Raw genomic sequence first — 14,777 nt, 5'->3', positions numbered from 1 at the left:
TATACTTGAATTACTCCCAAATTAAACTTATCTGTAATAGGAGAATTATTTGCAACTTCTATTCCTGCAGATATCCAAATGAATTGCAATAGGGATAGTAGTGGAAATCCTTTTTTTGCTCGGTATAGCGTTGGCAAAAAAAGATTGCAACGGATAGCCCGACTCGAATAAGCGTTGGCATTGCTTTGGAATGAGGGATTGCCCTAAAAAGAAAAAATCCGTCCTAAAATAGAACGGATTTGATTATTTGAAGTGAAGTTTTTTTATGCTAAAACTTCAGACACTTTGTTAGCAGCTTCTTCTAGTGTGATTGCTGAGTGAATTGGTAAACCAGCATCGTCAATCAATTGCTTCGCTTCTACAGCGTTTGTACCTTGAAGACGTACAATTAAAGGAACTGGAAGGCTTCCCATAGCTTTGTAAGCGTCTACTACACCTTGTGCAACTCTGTCGCAACGAACAATTCCTCCGAAGATATTAATCAAAATTGCTTTTACATTTGGATCTCTTAAGATAATTCCGAAAGCGGTTTGTACCCTTTGTGCATCTGCAGTTCCACCTACATCTAAGAAGTTTGCAGGATTACCACCAGAAAGTTTGATGATATCCATGGTAGCCATTGCAAGACCAGCACCGTTTACCATACAAGCTACGTTACCGTCTAATTTCACGAAATTAAGACCAGCTTCGCCAGCTTCTACATCCATAGGATCTTCTTCTCTAGTATCTCTTAATGAAGCTAAATCTTTGTGACGGAAAAGTGAGTTGTCATCTAAAGTTACTTTAGCATCTACAGCTACAATTTTATTGTCTGAAGTTTTAAGAACTGGGTTGATTTCAAATAAAGAAGCGTCAATTCCTACATAAGCTTTGTAAAGTGCATCAATGAATTTTACGAATTCTTTGAAAGATTCACCTGATAAACCTAAGTTGAAAGCGATTTTTCTAGCTTGGAAACCTTGTAATCCTAAAGTTGGGTCTATTACTTCTTTGTGAATTAAATGAGGAGTAACCTCTGCTACGTGCTCAATATCCATACCACCTTCGGTAGAATAAACTACAGTATTTTTACCTAAAGCTCTATCTAAAAGTATAGAAACGTAGAATTCTTTAGTTTCGGTTTCTCCAGGATAATATACATCTTCTGCAACCAAAACAGAGTTTACCAATTTACCTTCTGCTGAAGTTTGAGGCGTAACTAATTTCATCCCGATGATGTTCTGAGCATTTTCTTTTAGTTTATCATAATTTGGTGAAAATTTTACACCGCCACCTTTACCTCTACCACCAGCGTGAACTTGAGCTTTTACTACCCAACCTTCGCTTCCAGTTAATTCTTTTAATTTATCAGCTGCTTCTACAGCTTCCTCTACGTTGTTTGCTACAAAACCACGTTGGATTCTAACGCCGTAAGAAGCTAAAATCTCTTTTGATTGATACTCGTGAAGATTCATAATATTTCTAAAATTTTTATTTAAAAGTTAGTTTTCACAAAAATATAAAAAAAGAGGCAAGTAGAAAGGAAAACCCATCAAGTTTTTTGCCTAATTTTTAATGATAATTTATTTTAAAACTTAGTCTTGGCGAAAACATAGATTAATAAAGCCCAACCTAAAATCATAAACAAACCACCAATTGGAGTGATAGGCCCTAAAAATTTAAGATTCGTCTTTAAAATGTCTTGAAAACTCAAGAAATAAATGCTCACTGAGAATAGAAACGTTCCCAAAATAATGAACCAAGCGGTAGTTTTTTCTATTCCTGTTTCAAATTTTAAGAAAAATCCTATGAGGAGAAGGAGTAAAGCATGATACATTTGGTATTTTACACCGGTTTCAAAACTAGTTAATCTTTCTACAGAAAGAACTTTCTTTAAAGCATGCGCACCGAATGCTCCTAAAATTACAGAAGTTAATCCGTACACTGCGCCGATGATTAAGGTAATGGTTTTCATTATTTATTTCTAAGTTTATTTAATTCTGAAATTACTTCGTGGTGACTTACGGTTTTGTCTTTAAAATAGTTGACAAAATATTGTTTTTCTTCTTCTGTAGCGCCAAATTGATTTAAAATATTGAATAAATGCATTTTCATGTGTCCTTTTTGGATTCCTGTAGTCACCAATGAACGGAGTGCAGCAAAATTTTGTGCCAAACCAGAAACTGCCAAAATACTCATTAATTCTTGAGCAGATGGTTTTCCAAGTAATGCTAAAGAAAACTTCACTAAAGGATGAAGATTGGTTAAACCACCAACTACACCAACAGAAATCGGTAAATCTATCCAAAATCTGAAAATTCCGTTGTCTGTAGTACAATGCGTAAGAGATTTGTATTTGCCATCTTTGCTTGCATAAGCATGCGCACAAGCTTCAGTAGCACGGAAATCGTTTCCTGTAGCGATTACCACAGCATCTATACCGTTCATAACACCTTTGTTATGAGTAGTTGCTCTATATGGTTCTATTTCTGCAATGGTAACGGCTTGTTTAAATTTCCAAGCGAATTCTTCGTTAGAAATTCCGCTATCATCTTTTAAATCATCTATTTTACAAGAAACTTCGGCTCTTACAATACAATCCGGAGTGAAGTTAGACAGAATATTCATCACAATCTGAAGAGAGTTCTTCTCGTCTTCTGAGAAAGCATCAGATTGAGCTACTTCTTCTTTTAAAGTTTTCCCGAACTGTTCCAGACAAGAATTGATAAAATTAGCTCCCATAGAATCTACCGTATTGAAACTAGCTTTGAGTTGATAATAATTTGCTAATTCCGAAGTTTTATCTATGAGTTTAATATCTAAAATTCCACCGCCACGTTTTCTCATGTTTGCGGTAATGTCTTCTGTAGCTTCAAAGAGTTTTTTCTTTAAAGTAAAATTGAAAAAATGCAATAATTTATGCGCTTCTACTTTGAAGATAAAGTGTGTGTGTCCTAATTTCTCGGTGTTAATAATCGTGGTTTTGAAACCGCCTCTTTCTAACCAGAATTTTGCAGATTTAGACGCTGCCGCAACTACAGAACTTTCTTCTACAGCCATTGGTAAAGCCATCAATTTTCCATCAATGAGGAAATTGGGCGCAATTCCGTAAGGCATGTAAAAATTGGTAATGGTATTTTCTGAGAATTCTTCGTGAAGTTTTTGTAAGTCTGGGTTATCGTTCCAATATTGCTGAAGAATCTTTTGGTATTCTTGGTTTCCTTGTAAATATTCGTTTATTAACCAATCAATTTTGTGTTGTTTCGAAAGTTTAGAAAAGCCTTCAATTGGTTTATGATTCATAGAATTGTTTTTTTACTTTTCAAAGATACAAAATTTGAAGAAGAAGACCAGAGTAGTGTTTTTACAAATATACTATGAGAAAAAGTGATAAAAAAAACAGTTTGAAATTCAAGTAAATAGAGATTTTTTGTAAATTTTTTTGTTTTAGCTATTGCAAATAGAAAAATTTGTATTAAATTTGCACCACCAAAAACGGTATAGACTCATGGTGTAACGGTAGCACTACGGTTTTTGGTACCGTCTGTCGGGGTTCGAATCCCTGTGAGTCTACACTTATAAAGAAACCTTCTGATTTTTCAGAAGGTTTTTTTGTTTCTAAAAATTCTATAAAATTCCAAAAAAATTCTATAATGCTCTGTTAATGTTATTGTTGAATCTTTGCAATGTAAACATCAAAGATTAAGAAAATGACAACGATAATACAAAACACTACCACTTTTGGATACAAAATAGTACAAACTATTTTACAAAATGAATATGTGCAATTATCTGCTCAATATCTTACCGCAGATTTTGTGATTATGGCATTAATTATAGAATCTAAAAAAATCCTACATAAAATTATCTAACACCAAAAAACGAAACTATGAATAATTTAAAACACATAGAGGATTATTTTATAAAGCTTCACAGGAATTTTGGTATTTCTGAATTGTCTTACCAGAACAGAAGATTAGAATTAGACGAAAGCAATATGAAACAATTGGTTTTCGCTTCTGAAGCTTTTGATGAGGAATTTGAAAATCTCGTAGATCATTGCTCCATGATTTATGATGAATTACAAAAGGGCTTTTCTTTAAGAATAAGAAAAGATGTAAACAATAATTATTTAGTTAACGTAATTTAAAAAATTAGAAAGTCATGAACATTTTATTATTAATACTCGCAGCCATTTTTATTGGATATTCTATAGAAACCTTCCATGAAAGTAGAACTAAACTGAATATTGTAAAAGTAATCTTATTCTCTTTTTTAGTAGCATTTCTTGCTAGTGGAATAAGCGCTTATGTTTTAGATAAAAATCTATTTACAGATTTATTTGATGGAACACTTCTCTTCAGCGGAATTGTAACTTCTATAATTACAACTTATTTTTTAAAATCTATCGTAAGTGAATAAAATAAAAATTCTGTAACAGATTTAGAAAATAATATAAAACAACCAACAGCAATTCTTTGCAACTTTGCAACAACATAAAAACAACATAAAGCTTAACACAAAAAATTTAAAATTATGAAAAACGTAAAAAGAGCTATTTTAGGAATAGGAATTTTATCAGCAGGTTTATTAAGCGCACAAAGTGCCGAAATGAATAACATGCTAAAAATTGGAGGAAATGTAGGAATAGCTGCTCCATCTACCAATGCTTCTGCAAATTTAGGTTTAGATGTTGCTTATCAACATTTGGTAACTCCAGGATTTGGACTAGGGATTGCTACAGGTTATAATCACTTCTTCGGAAAAGATAATGATGGAATCGAAAATAATGATTTCGGTGTAGTTCCAGTTGCTGGTTTAATCAGAGTTTATCCAAAACAAATAGGATTTTATTTCGGAACAGATTTAGGATATGCTTTTATCACTGGTGATGAAAACGTAGCAGCTAATGTACCTGTTGCAAGACCTGATGGTGGTTTCTATATCAAGCCAGAATTAGGATGGCATAACAGACATTGGAATGTAGCATTACAATACACCAAAGTTTTCACAGGTTCTAAAGGAGACTTACCAGGACAAGATTTTAATGCAGCCTCTCTAGGTTTAGGTGTTGCATACAACATTCCTTTAGGTGAATAATTTCATCTACAAAAACTAACAGTTAAAAAAGTAGTTTTCTCTTCATATAGTTTATTATTTAGTAAACTCTCACAAGTACGGATTTATTTGTTATTTGTGAGAGTTTTTTAAGATTTTAGACAAAAACAATGAGAGCTTACTTTTTTTACTAACTTTATAAACTAAATAATAACACAATGAAAATATTTACAAAATTCGACTATAACGCAGTTTGTAAAAAAGTATTAGAAGAAAAATTAGACCAATTAGGTGCTAAATATAGAGTAGTCGCTTTTGGTGAAGTAGAATTTTTAGAAAAAATTCCTGCCGAAAAGATGAAAGAATTCCGTGCAGAATTAGAAGAGTACGGCATTACCATCATCGAAAATCAAAAGACTGTTTTGATTGAAAAAATTAAAGAAGCCATCTTAGAAATGGTTCATTCTGAAGAGCCTATTAATGTAAAAGCTTCTGTTTATCTTACCGATAAACTTAATCACAGTTATGGTTATCTGTCCAATTTATTTTCAGAAGTTACGTTTAGTTCAATAGAGAACTACATTATGATGCAGAAAATAGAACGCGCCAAAAATTTAATCATTAAAGACAATCTTACTTTAACCGAAGTCGCCTATCGATTAAATTACAGCAGTGTAGCACATTTAAGTACACAGTTCAAAAATATTACAGGAATTACACCATCTCAGTTCCAGAGAATTATTACCAAAAGAAGAGAAATTGCAAACAAAAAATAAATCTAAATAAGAAAACTATGCAAACAGATTACATTCACATCATCTTGGCAGATGACGACGAAGATGACAGATTATTCTTCACCGATGCTTTTTCTGAACTGAAAATCAATACCAAAGTTCACACTTACAATGATGGAGTAGAACTCATGAATTATCTTAATTCAGACGAAGCGGTTTTACCACAGGTTCTATTTTTAGACTTGAATATGCCTAAAAAAAATGGGATAGAATGTCTCCACGAAATAAAATCCAATAAAAAATTTGATGATATTGCCATTGCCATTTATTCTACCTCATCTTCAGAAGAGCATATAGAAGAAACTTTCGTAAGTGGCGCGAATATTTACATCAAAAAGCCAAATGATTTTGATACACTTAAAAAAGTTTTATCAGATGTAGTGGCTATTAATTGGCAATACCATACTTCTGGTCTTAATAAAGATAATTTTTTACTGAGAATGTAATTTTATATGAAATTTACGAACAGACCTCTTTTTCTTAAAATTATTTTTGCTATAACCATAGCAATTATACTTTTTATTTCTTCGGTTTCTTACAAACATATTAGAGCATTGCATGATACTAATGAAATTGTAGAACACACCTATCGTGTACTGATAAAAATAGAGCATTTATTTACTAAAATTAAAAATGTAGAAATAGACAGAAGAAATTACTTATTGACTCATGACAAAAAATTACTCCGTCAAATTGAGTTTGATAAAGTAGAAATTAAACAAAATCTAGAACAACTCAGAGAAATAACTTCGGATAATCCTTACCAATTTCAAAAGACTAAAAAATTAGAATCTTTAATAGAAAAAAAACTGAAAGTAGTAAACGAAGTTTTAGATCCTAACTTTGATTTAAATGATAACCAGAAAGTTACAGATAATATCTACAGAGGAAAAGCGGTGATGGATGAAATTTCTGCCATTATTAGAAATCTAAGACAATCTGAGACTCATCTTCTAGAAACGAGGTCCTTAAAAAGTGATCAAGTCAATAAATACACACCACTCGTGAATTTATTGACCTTCTTTGTTACAATTGTTCTATTAATTCTTGCCATTATAAAAATCAATAGAGACCTAAAAGAAGCTAATATTAATAATGAAAAATTAATTCTTGCAAATGAAACCGCAAATCTTGCCGAACAAATCGGTAATTACGGAACATGGCAACTTAATGTAGAAACCAAAAAATATACTTTTTCAGAAAATGAATATCGTCTCTTAGGTTATGAGCCTAATTCTTTAGAAGATAATTATGAGGGATTTATGAATAGAATTCATCCTGATGATTTGTATTACGTACAAGGAATTGTCTCCGAGATGATTAATCATGAAACTTTATCACCATTCACTTACAGAATCATTAGAAACGATGGCGAGGTAAGATATTTACGTGCTTCTGGTAAAATGATAAAAAATCTTAGAAACGAAAAAATCTTATTAGGAATTACCAGCGATGTAACAGAAGAGATAGAAAATCAAAAAAATATTTCAGAAAAAAATATTGAATTAGAAAAGAAAAACAGAACTCTTTTCTTGGCTAATGAAACCAATAAAGAAGCAGAAATTGCTGGTAATTACGGTACTGCACAATGGTTTGTAAAAGATAATAGATTTATATTTTCTGATAATAATTACCGCTTATTTGGTCTAGATCCTAAAGATAAGCCAGAATTTTCAGAATTATTTAAACAAGTGCATCCAGATGATAAAGCAATGGTAGATGCTAAGCTAGATGAAATGGCAGAAAACAAATCATTTTATCCATATATCATCAGAATTATTAGAGCAGATAATCAAGAAATAAAATATCTGTCAATTAACAATAAGCACATAAGAGATGACAATAATGAAGAATATGTACTCATTATTTCTCTAGATGTTACCGAAATTTTCAAAGCACAAAACACCATTTTAGAGAGAAATAAAGAACTCGAAAAAATCAATAACGAAATGTTGCTCTCGAATAATGCATTGAAATTTGGCGAAAAAATTGGTGGTTATGGCAACTGGAGTTGGAACATCAAAGAAAACACTTGGTATTTTTCAGACAATTTATACAAATTATTGGGAGCCGAACCAAAATCTTTTGAGTCTAACCTAGATAACTATTATAACTATGTACATCCAGAAGATGTAGAATATTTTAAAAGTGTAATGGCAAAAATGGAAGAAGAAGAAAATCTTCCAGCCTTTACTTATAGAATTCTGAGACCTTCAGGAGAAATTATTCATGTAAAAGGAGTAGGAAGCCCAACTTTTGATGCTAATGGAAATAAATTTTTGGCAGGAGTTGTAGTTAATATTTCAGAAGAAGTTAAAAGAAGTCATACTCTTCAAAAAGCTTTCGAAGAACTTAAATATTACAATGAAAGTAGTAAAGAGGCAGAAATTATCGGGAAATATGGTTTCTGGAAATGGAATGTAGACAAAACTGAATTTGAGTTTTCGGATAATATTTTCAGACTTTTTGGAGTGGAAAAAGAAAATTTTGATCCTAAAGTAGATAATTTTATTCCGTATGTATATCCAGAAGATTTAGAGTATGTTTTAGAAAATCTTCAGAAATTACAGAATAAAGATAAAAATGCTCAACCTTACGAACATAGAATTGTAAAAAAAGATACTGGTGAAATAAGATACATTAGAGTTTCTAATAAGCCGATTGAAGATTCAGATGGAGGGTTTTATTATCTGATGATTACGCAAGATATTACCGAAGAAGTCAATAAAAATATAGAAACCAATCAAAAAAACAGAGAACTAGAAGCGTCTAACAAAGAATTACAGGCATTCAACTATGTTGCGAGTCATGATTTGCAAGAGCCGTTAAGAAAAATCGAAACTTTCATCTCTAGGTTGGAAGCTAAAGATTACCAAAATCTCACGGAAACTGGTCAACAGTACTTCGATAGGATAAAAGTTGCGGCTGGAAGAATGAGATTGCTGATCAAAGATTTACTGCAATTCTCTAGAACCAATAAATCTGAACAGGTTTTCGAAAAAGCAGACCTTAATGATTTGCTGGAAAATGCAAAACACGAAATTGCAGAACCTATAGAAGAGAAAAAAGCAGTGATTCATACCGCTCATCTTCCGAAAATGAAAGTGATTCCTTTCCAGATTCAGCAGTTGTTTATCAATTTATTGGGGAATTCTATTAAATATTCTAAGTCAAATGTAGTTCCAGAAATCAAAATAGATTACGAAAAAGCATCTTTTGAAAAAGTAGGAAATGTAACTTTCACTGCGAAGAGAATTTTCCACAAGTTTACTTTTACAGATAACGGAATTGGTTTTTCACCAGAATATTCGGATAGAATATTCGAACTTTTCAGCAGATTACACAATAAAGACGAAATTGCAGGAACCGGAATTGGTTTAGCCATTTGTAAAAAAATTGTAGACAATCATAAAGGCTTCATCTTCGCCGAAGGAAAACCAAATGATGGTGCTACATTTACCGTCTATTTGCCAGAAGTTTAAATAAAAATCATTAAATATTAAAACACGCTTTTTGAGCGTGTTTTTTTTATGCAAATTCTATAACAATAACTCAATTTTTTGTAATGAGATTGCTTCGCAATTGTCACATCTTTGTCATGTAGAAAGCGAAAAAAAATTTTCAGAAAAGTTGTTCATTTTATTCTACAATATTTTTACTTCTGCTTTTTTAAATAAGGATTAAAAAATTGAAATTTTATAACATCTTAAAATTCTAAAAATTTTAATTAAAATGATGTAATAAATTGTAAATCAAAAATTTAAATCTTTGTATTGTTAAAATGTAACAACAGATTTTAATCTTCATTGAAACGGAGAAGTAGCAATTATATAACAAAGCATTAAAATTATGTAACGAGAAAAATAGGTAATTTTTAAAAATTTGCAGATTAAAGAGATGATATAAATTATTATGAGTTATGAATAAATTTACCTATTTCACGGTTACATTGTTAATAATAATATGGGCAATTGGATTTTTCTTCTTCGAAACAAGTATATTGATTAATATATTATTTGTCTTGGCGCTTTGTATTATGATTTATGAAATTATAAAAGACGATATTAACAATAAACAGTAAAATTATGAACACCACAGCAAAAATAACATTAGGAGTGTTAGGCGCAACAGCAGTAGGCGCAGTAGCAGGAATTTTATTTGCACCAGCAAAAGGAAAAGACACCAGAGCAAAACTGAGAACACAAGCAAAAAATGCTCAATCTAAAACTAAAGAAACGATGAATCAACTTTCTGAAAAGGCAAAAAGCAAATACAATACTATTTCAAACCAAATTTCAGAAAAAGTAAAAGCAAACAAAGAGCAGATTTTATCTTCAGCAAAGAGCATGACTAAGGAAGTAGAAACAGAACTAGATGCTCTTAGATAAACACATAAACACACACACCAAATAAATATTAACACTAAATCACAAAATTATGATCAATATTATCGCATGGATTATTTTCGGCTTAATCGCTGGAGCAATCGCAAGATTTTTAAAACCAGGAAATGACGCAGCTGGCTGGATTACTACCATTATCATTGGTATTGTAGGTAGCGTATTAGGAGGCTTTTTAGGAAGAATTTTCTTCGGAGCAGACGTAACAAATGATGTTTTTAGCTTTTATAGCTTAGCCATGTCTGTAGTAGGAGCCATTATCGTACTCTACGCTTATAATGCACTTTCTAGAAGGGCATAAACCACACACACATCACACATAAACACCAAAAACAATAAATTATGAAAAAGTTAGCAACCGCACTATCTATTGGTGCATTCTCACTCGTGTTTTCACAGGGAGTAAATATTTCAAAATTTCACAGGGCTTATATCGCTCAAGACGAAAATAATGTAGCATTTTTAGTAAAAGCTCCAGATGACGAGCCTTCTAAAATGCAAGCGAAAATCAAAGCAATTAAAGCTAAAGAAAATGTAGCTCCGTATTCACAAGTTCCACTTTTACCAGGAACAGAAAGACCAAGTTTCGGACAAAGCAAACAAGATTTCATCAATGCTGTAAATGCTAAAATTGATAAGAACGCAGTTACAGGTTCTGGTACTCAATACACACACGTAAGTTTCTTGGTAACAGAAACCGGTAAAATTTCAGACGTGAAAGCTTCAGGAAATAATGAATCTCTGAACTTAGCAACTATTTTAGCGATTTATGACCTCAACCAAGGATTTGTTCCTGCTAAATACAAAGGAAAAAATATGGCTTCTGTAGTTCATATGAATATCCCAGTAGAACTATAATTTAAAAACACCAAAATAAACATAAAAACATAAAATTATGGAAAGATCTAATATCGCTAGAAGATTGCAAACTTTTGCAATGGCTGTAATGGCTACTCTAATCGGAGGATTAGTTTGGGCACAAGAAAAAGCAGCACAATTAGACGTAGACGTAGACATGAATAAAGGTACGGATATGTCTGGAAACTGGATGCAGAATCCATTAATTTGGGTAATTGGCGCTCTAGTTCTCATCATTCTAATTGCATTAGTTGCAAGAGGAGGAAATAGTAAATAATTTTTTAATCATCATTTATATTTCTCTTTTTAACCAAAAAAAACTGTATCTTTTTATAAGGTGCAGTTTTTTTTATTTTTAAAGCGTTATTTTTGCAGTCTCAAAAAATAACAATTCATTATGCTTTCAGTTCAAGGTCTTGGTCTTCATCATTCGGGAAATTATCTTTTTAGAGATGTAAATTTTACCATCAAAAAAGATGATAAGATAGGTTTGGTAGGGAAAAATGGTGCAGGAAAATCTACACTTCTCAAAATGATTTCCGGTGAAATTAACTTCTACGAAGGAAACATTGTTCCGGATGGAAATATTACCATCGGTTTCTTAAAACAGGATTTAGATTTCGTAAAGGGAAGAACCGTTTGGAATGAGACACTTCAAGCTTTCGAGCAAATTAATGCTTGGAAAAAAGAATTGGAAGAGGTAAATCATCAATTAGTAGCTAGAACTGATTATGAATCAGATGCTTATCATGATTTAATCCATAAAATGACAGATCTTAATGATTATCTTCATCATCATGATGCGTATAATCTGGAAGGAGATATAGAAAAAGTTTTGTTAGGTCTTGGCTTCAAAGCTGCAGATTTTCATAGACTTACCGATGAGTTTTCTGGAGGTTGGAGAATGAGAATAGAATTGGCTAAATTATTACTTCAGAATAATGACCTTTTGCTTCTAGATGAACCTACCAATCACTTAGATATGGAATCCATCATCTGGCTAGAAAATTTCTTGAAAGATTATAATGGTGCTATTGTTTTGGTAAGTCACGATAAGCAGTTTATGACTTCGGTTTGCAACAGAACTTTTGATATTAATAATAAGAAAGTTGACGATTATAAAGCCAATTACACCAAATATCTAGAACTTAGAAAAGACAGAAAAGAAAAACTGATTCAAGCGAAGAAAAACCAAGATACAGAAATTAAACAAATGGAAGATAATATCAATCGCTTCCGTGCTTCTGCTTCTAAGGCTTCTTTTGCACAATCTCTTATTAAAAAATTAGAAAAAATTGAGAGAATTGAAGTAGAGAATGAAGACGTTTCTAAGTTTAATATTCGTTTTGTACAAAGTGTAGTGCCAGGAAAAGTGATTTTCGAAGCGCAAAACTTAGGCAAAAAATACGGGAATCATCAGGTTTTTGATCATGTAGATTTCTTTGTTCAGCGTGGTGATAGAATTGCGCTTCTCGGACAAAACGGACAAGGAAAAACCACTTTAGCTAAAATTTTAGCAGGTGAAATCAAAGATTATTCTGGTGAATGGAATCTTGGGCATAATGTAAACATAGGATATTTTGCACAGAACCAAGAAGAAGTTCTAAGTCCCGAAAAAACGGTTTTACAAGAAGCAGAAGATGCCGCTACAGAAGAAACCAGAACCAAAGTTCGTGATTTACTAGGAAGTTTCCTTTTTTCTGGTGAAGATGTAACAAAAAAAACGAAAGTGCTTTCTGGAGGCGAAAGAAACAGATTGGCGCTTTGTAAATTATTGCTTCGTCCTTTCAATACGTTGATTATGGACGAACCTACGAATCACTTAGATATTCAGTCGAAGGAAATTATCAAGTTAGCGCTACAGAAATTTGAAGGAACCATTATTGTGATTTCCCACGACAGAGAATTTTTACAAGGATTGTGTGATAAAATTTTCGAGTTCAGAGATGGCAGTATGAAAGAGTTTTTAGGAAATATTAATGAATATCTAGAATACCGTCAAAAAGAATCTCTAAGAGAAATTTCTGCCGAAAAATCTAAATTAAGTCAGGAAGCTGAAGCTAAAGCAGAAGAAAAGAAAGAAGCCGCTACTAATGAAGCGAAATCTCAGCAAAATGCTAATGCTTTCGTAAGCAAAGAACAAAAGAATCTTCAAAATAAACTCAAAAAAATTGAAGAAAAAATTGCAGACTACGAAAAAGAAATCGCTCAGTTAGAAAGTATCTTCGCCAAGTCTAATCCTTCTGAAGCAGAACTGAAAAAATATCAAGATTTGCAAGACGAATTAGCTGCTACCATGCAGGAATGGGAAGATATTGCAGAGAAATTGGGCTAAGATTTTTTACTGTGATTGATAAAAGGAGTGTTGAAAATTAACTGATTGGGAACATAGACGGTTTCGCCGTTTTCTGTTCTCAGTTTGGTAGTAAGCATACTGATGTCTTCTACCGTTCCTTTGATATTACTGATGGTTACTAAATCACCAATTTGAAAAGTTTTTTCAAAATTTACAGCTGCTCCTGCGAAAATTCCAGAAACCACATCTTTTAACGCAACTCCAGCAATTACACCGGCAATTCCTAAACTACCGATGAATTTCACCATGAAACTGCCTAGATGCATAATTTCTAAGGCGATGTAAATTCCTAAAGCATAGAGAATATATTTGGCAAATTTGGCCAAAAGAAGAGGTGTGTTTTTGTTAGCGTTTTCAGGAAAAATGCGGTACAGAATTTTCGTGATAATTCTGATGAGGTATGTGCTTAAAAAAGAAAATGCAATAACGAATACGATTAACAAAACAATATTCGGAACTAAGCTTACGATAATATTCCACCAAGTGGAAAGTTTCTCTTGGATAACCTCTATATTTTTCATAGTTCAAAAATAAAAAAAACGGCGAGACAAAATATAAAATATTTTATCCCGCCTAAAAACACAAATGAAAAAATGTTAATTTATTTAGATTATATCTAATTATTTAATAATTGCCTAACGAACGTTAAGTTGATTTTTTAACAATTTGCCGATTTGCAACGTCCTGTAAATCAGCTATTTGTGATTTCTGATTAATTATTTTGCAAATTTACGAATTATTATTTAATAATCAATAAAATTTGTTGAAATAGTTTTTTTCTATAATTATGCTAGTGTCAAAAATAATGCCAAAACTAAACCTATTACAGTGGCAATCATTCCTTTTCTGAAAATCTGAGATTTTGGATTAAACATCCAAAATGATGAAATCACAAAAAAGAATAATGAAATTCCAAAAATCGTATTCAATAAATAAAATTTATGTTTAGAATCTGATTTATGCAATTCTGTCATTTTCTTTAAAACGTAAGGAAGCTCTTTTTTAGTATATTTCGCTTCTCCTGTTTTCGCATTATAAGTTCCTTCTTTGAAGATGATAAGATCTCCTTTTTGCTCCTTTACTTCGAAACCTTTGATTTTAAGTTCTTTTCCCAATTTATCAGTAGGAATATTGGTTTCTATTTTTTTTTCGATTTTCTTTTCTTTTTTGAGGAAATCTGTGTCTCTGTAGATTAATAATACCCCACTAATCGCATAAACGGCCATAATTCCTGCCATAAAATAACCGATGTAGCGGTGTAAAAGTCTCATTGTAGTTCTTGTGCTCTTCATGTTCTAAAAGTATAGTTTATTAAGTTAGTTTAAAAGGTAA

The 14,777-nt window shown here is 31.8% G+C and carries 18 protein-coding genes and 1 tRNA gene; 14 read left to right on the top strand and 5 right to left on the bottom strand.

The features are described 5' to 3' along the window. Positions 1-263: 263 nt before the first annotated feature. The 3 genes from sucC to QO190_RS12520 form a co-directional block, all read right to left on the bottom strand. Positions 264-1,454 carry an ADP-forming succinate--CoA ligase subunit beta gene (sucC, locus tag QO190_RS12530; RefSeq protein WP_371463536.1) on the bottom strand — a complete coding sequence of 397 codons (1,191 nt, stop codon included), beginning with the start codon at positions 1,452-1,454 and terminating at the stop codon, positions 264-266. A gap of 113 nt (positions 1,455-1,567) precedes the next feature. Beyond that, a complete protein-coding gene (locus QO190_RS12525) occupies positions 1,568-1,954 on the bottom strand; it encodes a DUF423 domain-containing protein (protein WP_213189855.1) in 387 nt (128 codons plus the stop codon). After that, entirely contained in the window at positions 1,954-3,282 is a 1,329-nt protein-coding gene (locus QO190_RS12520; RefSeq protein WP_371463537.1) for a hydroxymethylglutaryl-CoA reductase, degradative, read from the bottom strand. Before QO190_RS12520 ends, QO190_RS12525 begins: the two co-directional genes overlap by 1 nt. Before the next feature lie 199 nt (positions 3,283-3,481). On the opposite strand from QO190_RS12520, the gene QO190_RS12515 reads away from it, so the two are divergent. From QO190_RS12515 to QO190_RS12450, 14 genes are all read left to right on the top strand, one after another. Beyond that, positions 3,482-3,552, top strand: a tRNA-Gln gene (locus tag QO190_RS12515). A 137-nt stretch (positions 3,553-3,689) separates the two neighbouring features. Continuing rightward, on the top strand, positions 3,690-3,851 hold the full coding sequence (locus tag QO190_RS12510) for a hypothetical protein (RefSeq protein WP_371463538.1): 162 nt from the start codon (positions 3,690-3,692) through the stop codon (positions 3,849-3,851). 17 nt (positions 3,852-3,868) lie between these two features. After that, complete coding sequence (locus QO190_RS12505) at positions 3,869-4,129, top strand: hypothetical protein (RefSeq protein ID WP_371463540.1); 261 nt, start codon at positions 3,869-3,871, stop codon at positions 4,127-4,129. Positions 4,130-4,143: 14 nt separating this feature from the next. Beyond that, positions 4,144-4,401: a hypothetical protein gene (locus QO190_RS12500; protein WP_069797254.1), complete on the top strand. Its 258-nt coding sequence runs from the start codon at positions 4,144-4,146 to the stop codon at positions 4,399-4,401. Positions 4,402-4,515: 114 nt separating this feature from the next. After that, a complete protein-coding gene (locus tag QO190_RS12495) occupies positions 4,516-5,079 on the top strand; it encodes a hypothetical protein (RefSeq protein WP_371463542.1) in 564 nt (187 codons plus the stop codon). Between the two features lie 176 nt (positions 5,080-5,255). Further along, on the top strand, positions 5,256-5,813 hold the full coding sequence (locus QO190_RS12490) for a helix-turn-helix domain-containing protein (protein ID WP_371463544.1): 558 nt from the start codon (positions 5,256-5,258) through the stop codon (positions 5,811-5,813). Between the two features lie 17 nt (positions 5,814-5,830). Then, positions 5,831-6,277 carry a response regulator gene (locus QO190_RS12485; protein ID WP_371463546.1) on the top strand — a complete coding sequence of 149 codons (447 nt, stop codon included), beginning with the start codon at positions 5,831-5,833 and terminating at the stop codon, positions 6,275-6,277. 6 nt (positions 6,278-6,283) lie between these two features. Next, entirely contained in the window at positions 6,284-9,313 is a 3,030-nt protein-coding gene (locus QO190_RS12480) for a PAS domain-containing protein (RefSeq protein WP_371463548.1), read from the top strand. Between the two features lie 437 nt (positions 9,314-9,750). Beyond that, positions 9,751-9,912: a lmo0937 family membrane protein gene (locus QO190_RS12475; protein WP_104794433.1), complete on the top strand. Its 162-nt coding sequence runs from the start codon at positions 9,751-9,753 to the stop codon at positions 9,910-9,912. 4 nt (positions 9,913-9,916) lie between these two features. Beyond that, positions 9,917-10,219 carry a YtxH domain-containing protein gene (locus QO190_RS12470; protein WP_371463550.1) on the top strand — a complete coding sequence of 101 codons (303 nt, stop codon included), beginning with the start codon at positions 9,917-9,919 and terminating at the stop codon, positions 10,217-10,219. Positions 10,220-10,268: 49 nt separating this feature from the next. Beyond that, positions 10,269-10,532 carry a GlsB/YeaQ/YmgE family stress response membrane protein gene (locus QO190_RS12465; protein WP_371463552.1) on the top strand — a complete coding sequence of 88 codons (264 nt, stop codon included), beginning with the start codon at positions 10,269-10,271 and terminating at the stop codon, positions 10,530-10,532. Positions 10,533-10,573: 41 nt separating this feature from the next. Further along, positions 10,574-11,089, top strand: coding sequence for a hypothetical protein (locus tag QO190_RS12460; RefSeq protein ID WP_371463554.1), 516 nt, complete (start codon positions 10,574-10,576; stop codon positions 11,087-11,089). Between the two features lie 37 nt (positions 11,090-11,126). Continuing rightward, positions 11,127-11,366 carry a hypothetical protein gene (locus QO190_RS12455; protein WP_213189844.1) on the top strand — a complete coding sequence of 80 codons (240 nt, stop codon included), beginning with the start codon at positions 11,127-11,129 and terminating at the stop codon, positions 11,364-11,366. 120 nt (positions 11,367-11,486) lie between these two features. Continuing rightward, entirely contained in the window at positions 11,487-13,424 is a 1,938-nt protein-coding gene (locus tag QO190_RS12450) for an ABC-F family ATP-binding cassette domain-containing protein (RefSeq protein ID WP_371463556.1), read from the top strand. Here the strand turns inward: QO190_RS12450 and QO190_RS12445 are convergent. Together QO190_RS12445 and QO190_RS12440 are read right to left on the bottom strand one after the other, a co-directional pair. Next, positions 13,421-13,966 carry a mechanosensitive ion channel family protein gene (locus QO190_RS12445; protein ID WP_371463558.1) on the bottom strand — a complete coding sequence of 182 codons (546 nt, stop codon included), beginning with the start codon at positions 13,964-13,966 and terminating at the stop codon, positions 13,421-13,423. The genes QO190_RS12450 and QO190_RS12445 overlap by 4 nt on opposite strands. Positions 13,967-14,230: 264 nt before the next feature. Further along, a complete protein-coding gene (locus QO190_RS12440) occupies positions 14,231-14,737 on the bottom strand; it encodes a hypothetical protein (protein ID WP_371463560.1) in 507 nt (168 codons plus the stop codon). Between the last annotated feature and the right edge of the window lie 40 nt (positions 14,738-14,777).

The organism is Cloacibacterium sp. Arc13 (assembly GCF_041431305.1).
GTDB lineage: Bacteria > Bacteroidota > Bacteroidia > Flavobacteriales > Weeksellaceae > Cloacibacterium > Cloacibacterium caeni_B.
The sequence above is the reverse complement of the archived record's forward strand: the minus strand, read 5'-3'. Positions and strand labels throughout refer to the sequence as shown.

What these genes read in the sequence shown, in the direction of transcription:
- sucC (WP_371463536.1), bottom strand. Translation starts at nt 1,454, where the DNA reads ATGAATCTTCACGAGTATCAATCAAAAGAGATTTTAGCTTCTTACGGC.
- QO190_RS12525 (WP_213189855.1), bottom strand. Translation starts at nt 1,954, where the DNA reads ATGAAAACCATTACCTTAATCATCGGCGCAGTGTACGGATTAACTTCT.
- QO190_RS12520 (WP_371463537.1), bottom strand. Translation starts at nt 3,282, where the DNA reads ATGAATCATAAACCAATTGAAGGCTTTTCTAAACTTTCGAAACAACAC.
- QO190_RS12510 (WP_371463538.1), top strand. Translation starts at nt 3,690, where the DNA reads ATGACAACGATAATACAAAACACTACCACTTTTGGATACAAAATAGTA.
- QO190_RS12505 (WP_371463540.1), top strand. Translation starts at nt 3,869, where the DNA reads ATGAATAATTTAAAACACATAGAGGATTATTTTATAAAGCTTCACAGG.
- QO190_RS12500 (WP_069797254.1), top strand. Translation starts at nt 4,144, where the DNA reads ATGAACATTTTATTATTAATACTCGCAGCCATTTTTATTGGATATTCT.
- QO190_RS12495 (WP_371463542.1), top strand. Translation starts at nt 4,516, where the DNA reads ATGAAAAACGTAAAAAGAGCTATTTTAGGAATAGGAATTTTATCAGCA.
- QO190_RS12490 (WP_371463544.1), top strand. Translation starts at nt 5,256, where the DNA reads ATGAAAATATTTACAAAATTCGACTATAACGCAGTTTGTAAAAAAGTA.
- QO190_RS12485 (WP_371463546.1), top strand. Translation starts at nt 5,831, where the DNA reads ATGCAAACAGATTACATTCACATCATCTTGGCAGATGACGACGAAGAT.
- QO190_RS12480 (WP_371463548.1), top strand. Translation starts at nt 6,284, where the DNA reads ATGAAATTTACGAACAGACCTCTTTTTCTTAAAATTATTTTTGCTATA.
- QO190_RS12475 (WP_104794433.1), top strand. Translation starts at nt 9,751, where the DNA reads ATGAATAAATTTACCTATTTCACGGTTACATTGTTAATAATAATATGG.
- QO190_RS12470 (WP_371463550.1), top strand. Translation starts at nt 9,917, where the DNA reads ATGAACACCACAGCAAAAATAACATTAGGAGTGTTAGGCGCAACAGCA.
- QO190_RS12465 (WP_371463552.1), top strand. Translation starts at nt 10,269, where the DNA reads ATGATCAATATTATCGCATGGATTATTTTCGGCTTAATCGCTGGAGCA.
- QO190_RS12460 (WP_371463554.1), top strand. Translation starts at nt 10,574, where the DNA reads ATGAAAAAGTTAGCAACCGCACTATCTATTGGTGCATTCTCACTCGTG.
- QO190_RS12455 (WP_213189844.1), top strand. Translation starts at nt 11,127, where the DNA reads ATGGAAAGATCTAATATCGCTAGAAGATTGCAAACTTTTGCAATGGCT.
- QO190_RS12450 (WP_371463556.1), top strand. Translation starts at nt 11,487, where the DNA reads ATGCTTTCAGTTCAAGGTCTTGGTCTTCATCATTCGGGAAATTATCTT.
- QO190_RS12445 (WP_371463558.1), bottom strand. Translation starts at nt 13,966, where the DNA reads ATGAAAAATATAGAGGTTATCCAAGAGAAACTTTCCACTTGGTGGAAT.
- QO190_RS12440 (WP_371463560.1), bottom strand. Translation starts at nt 14,737, where the DNA reads ATGAAGAGCACAAGAACTACAATGAGACTTTTACACCGCTACATCGGT.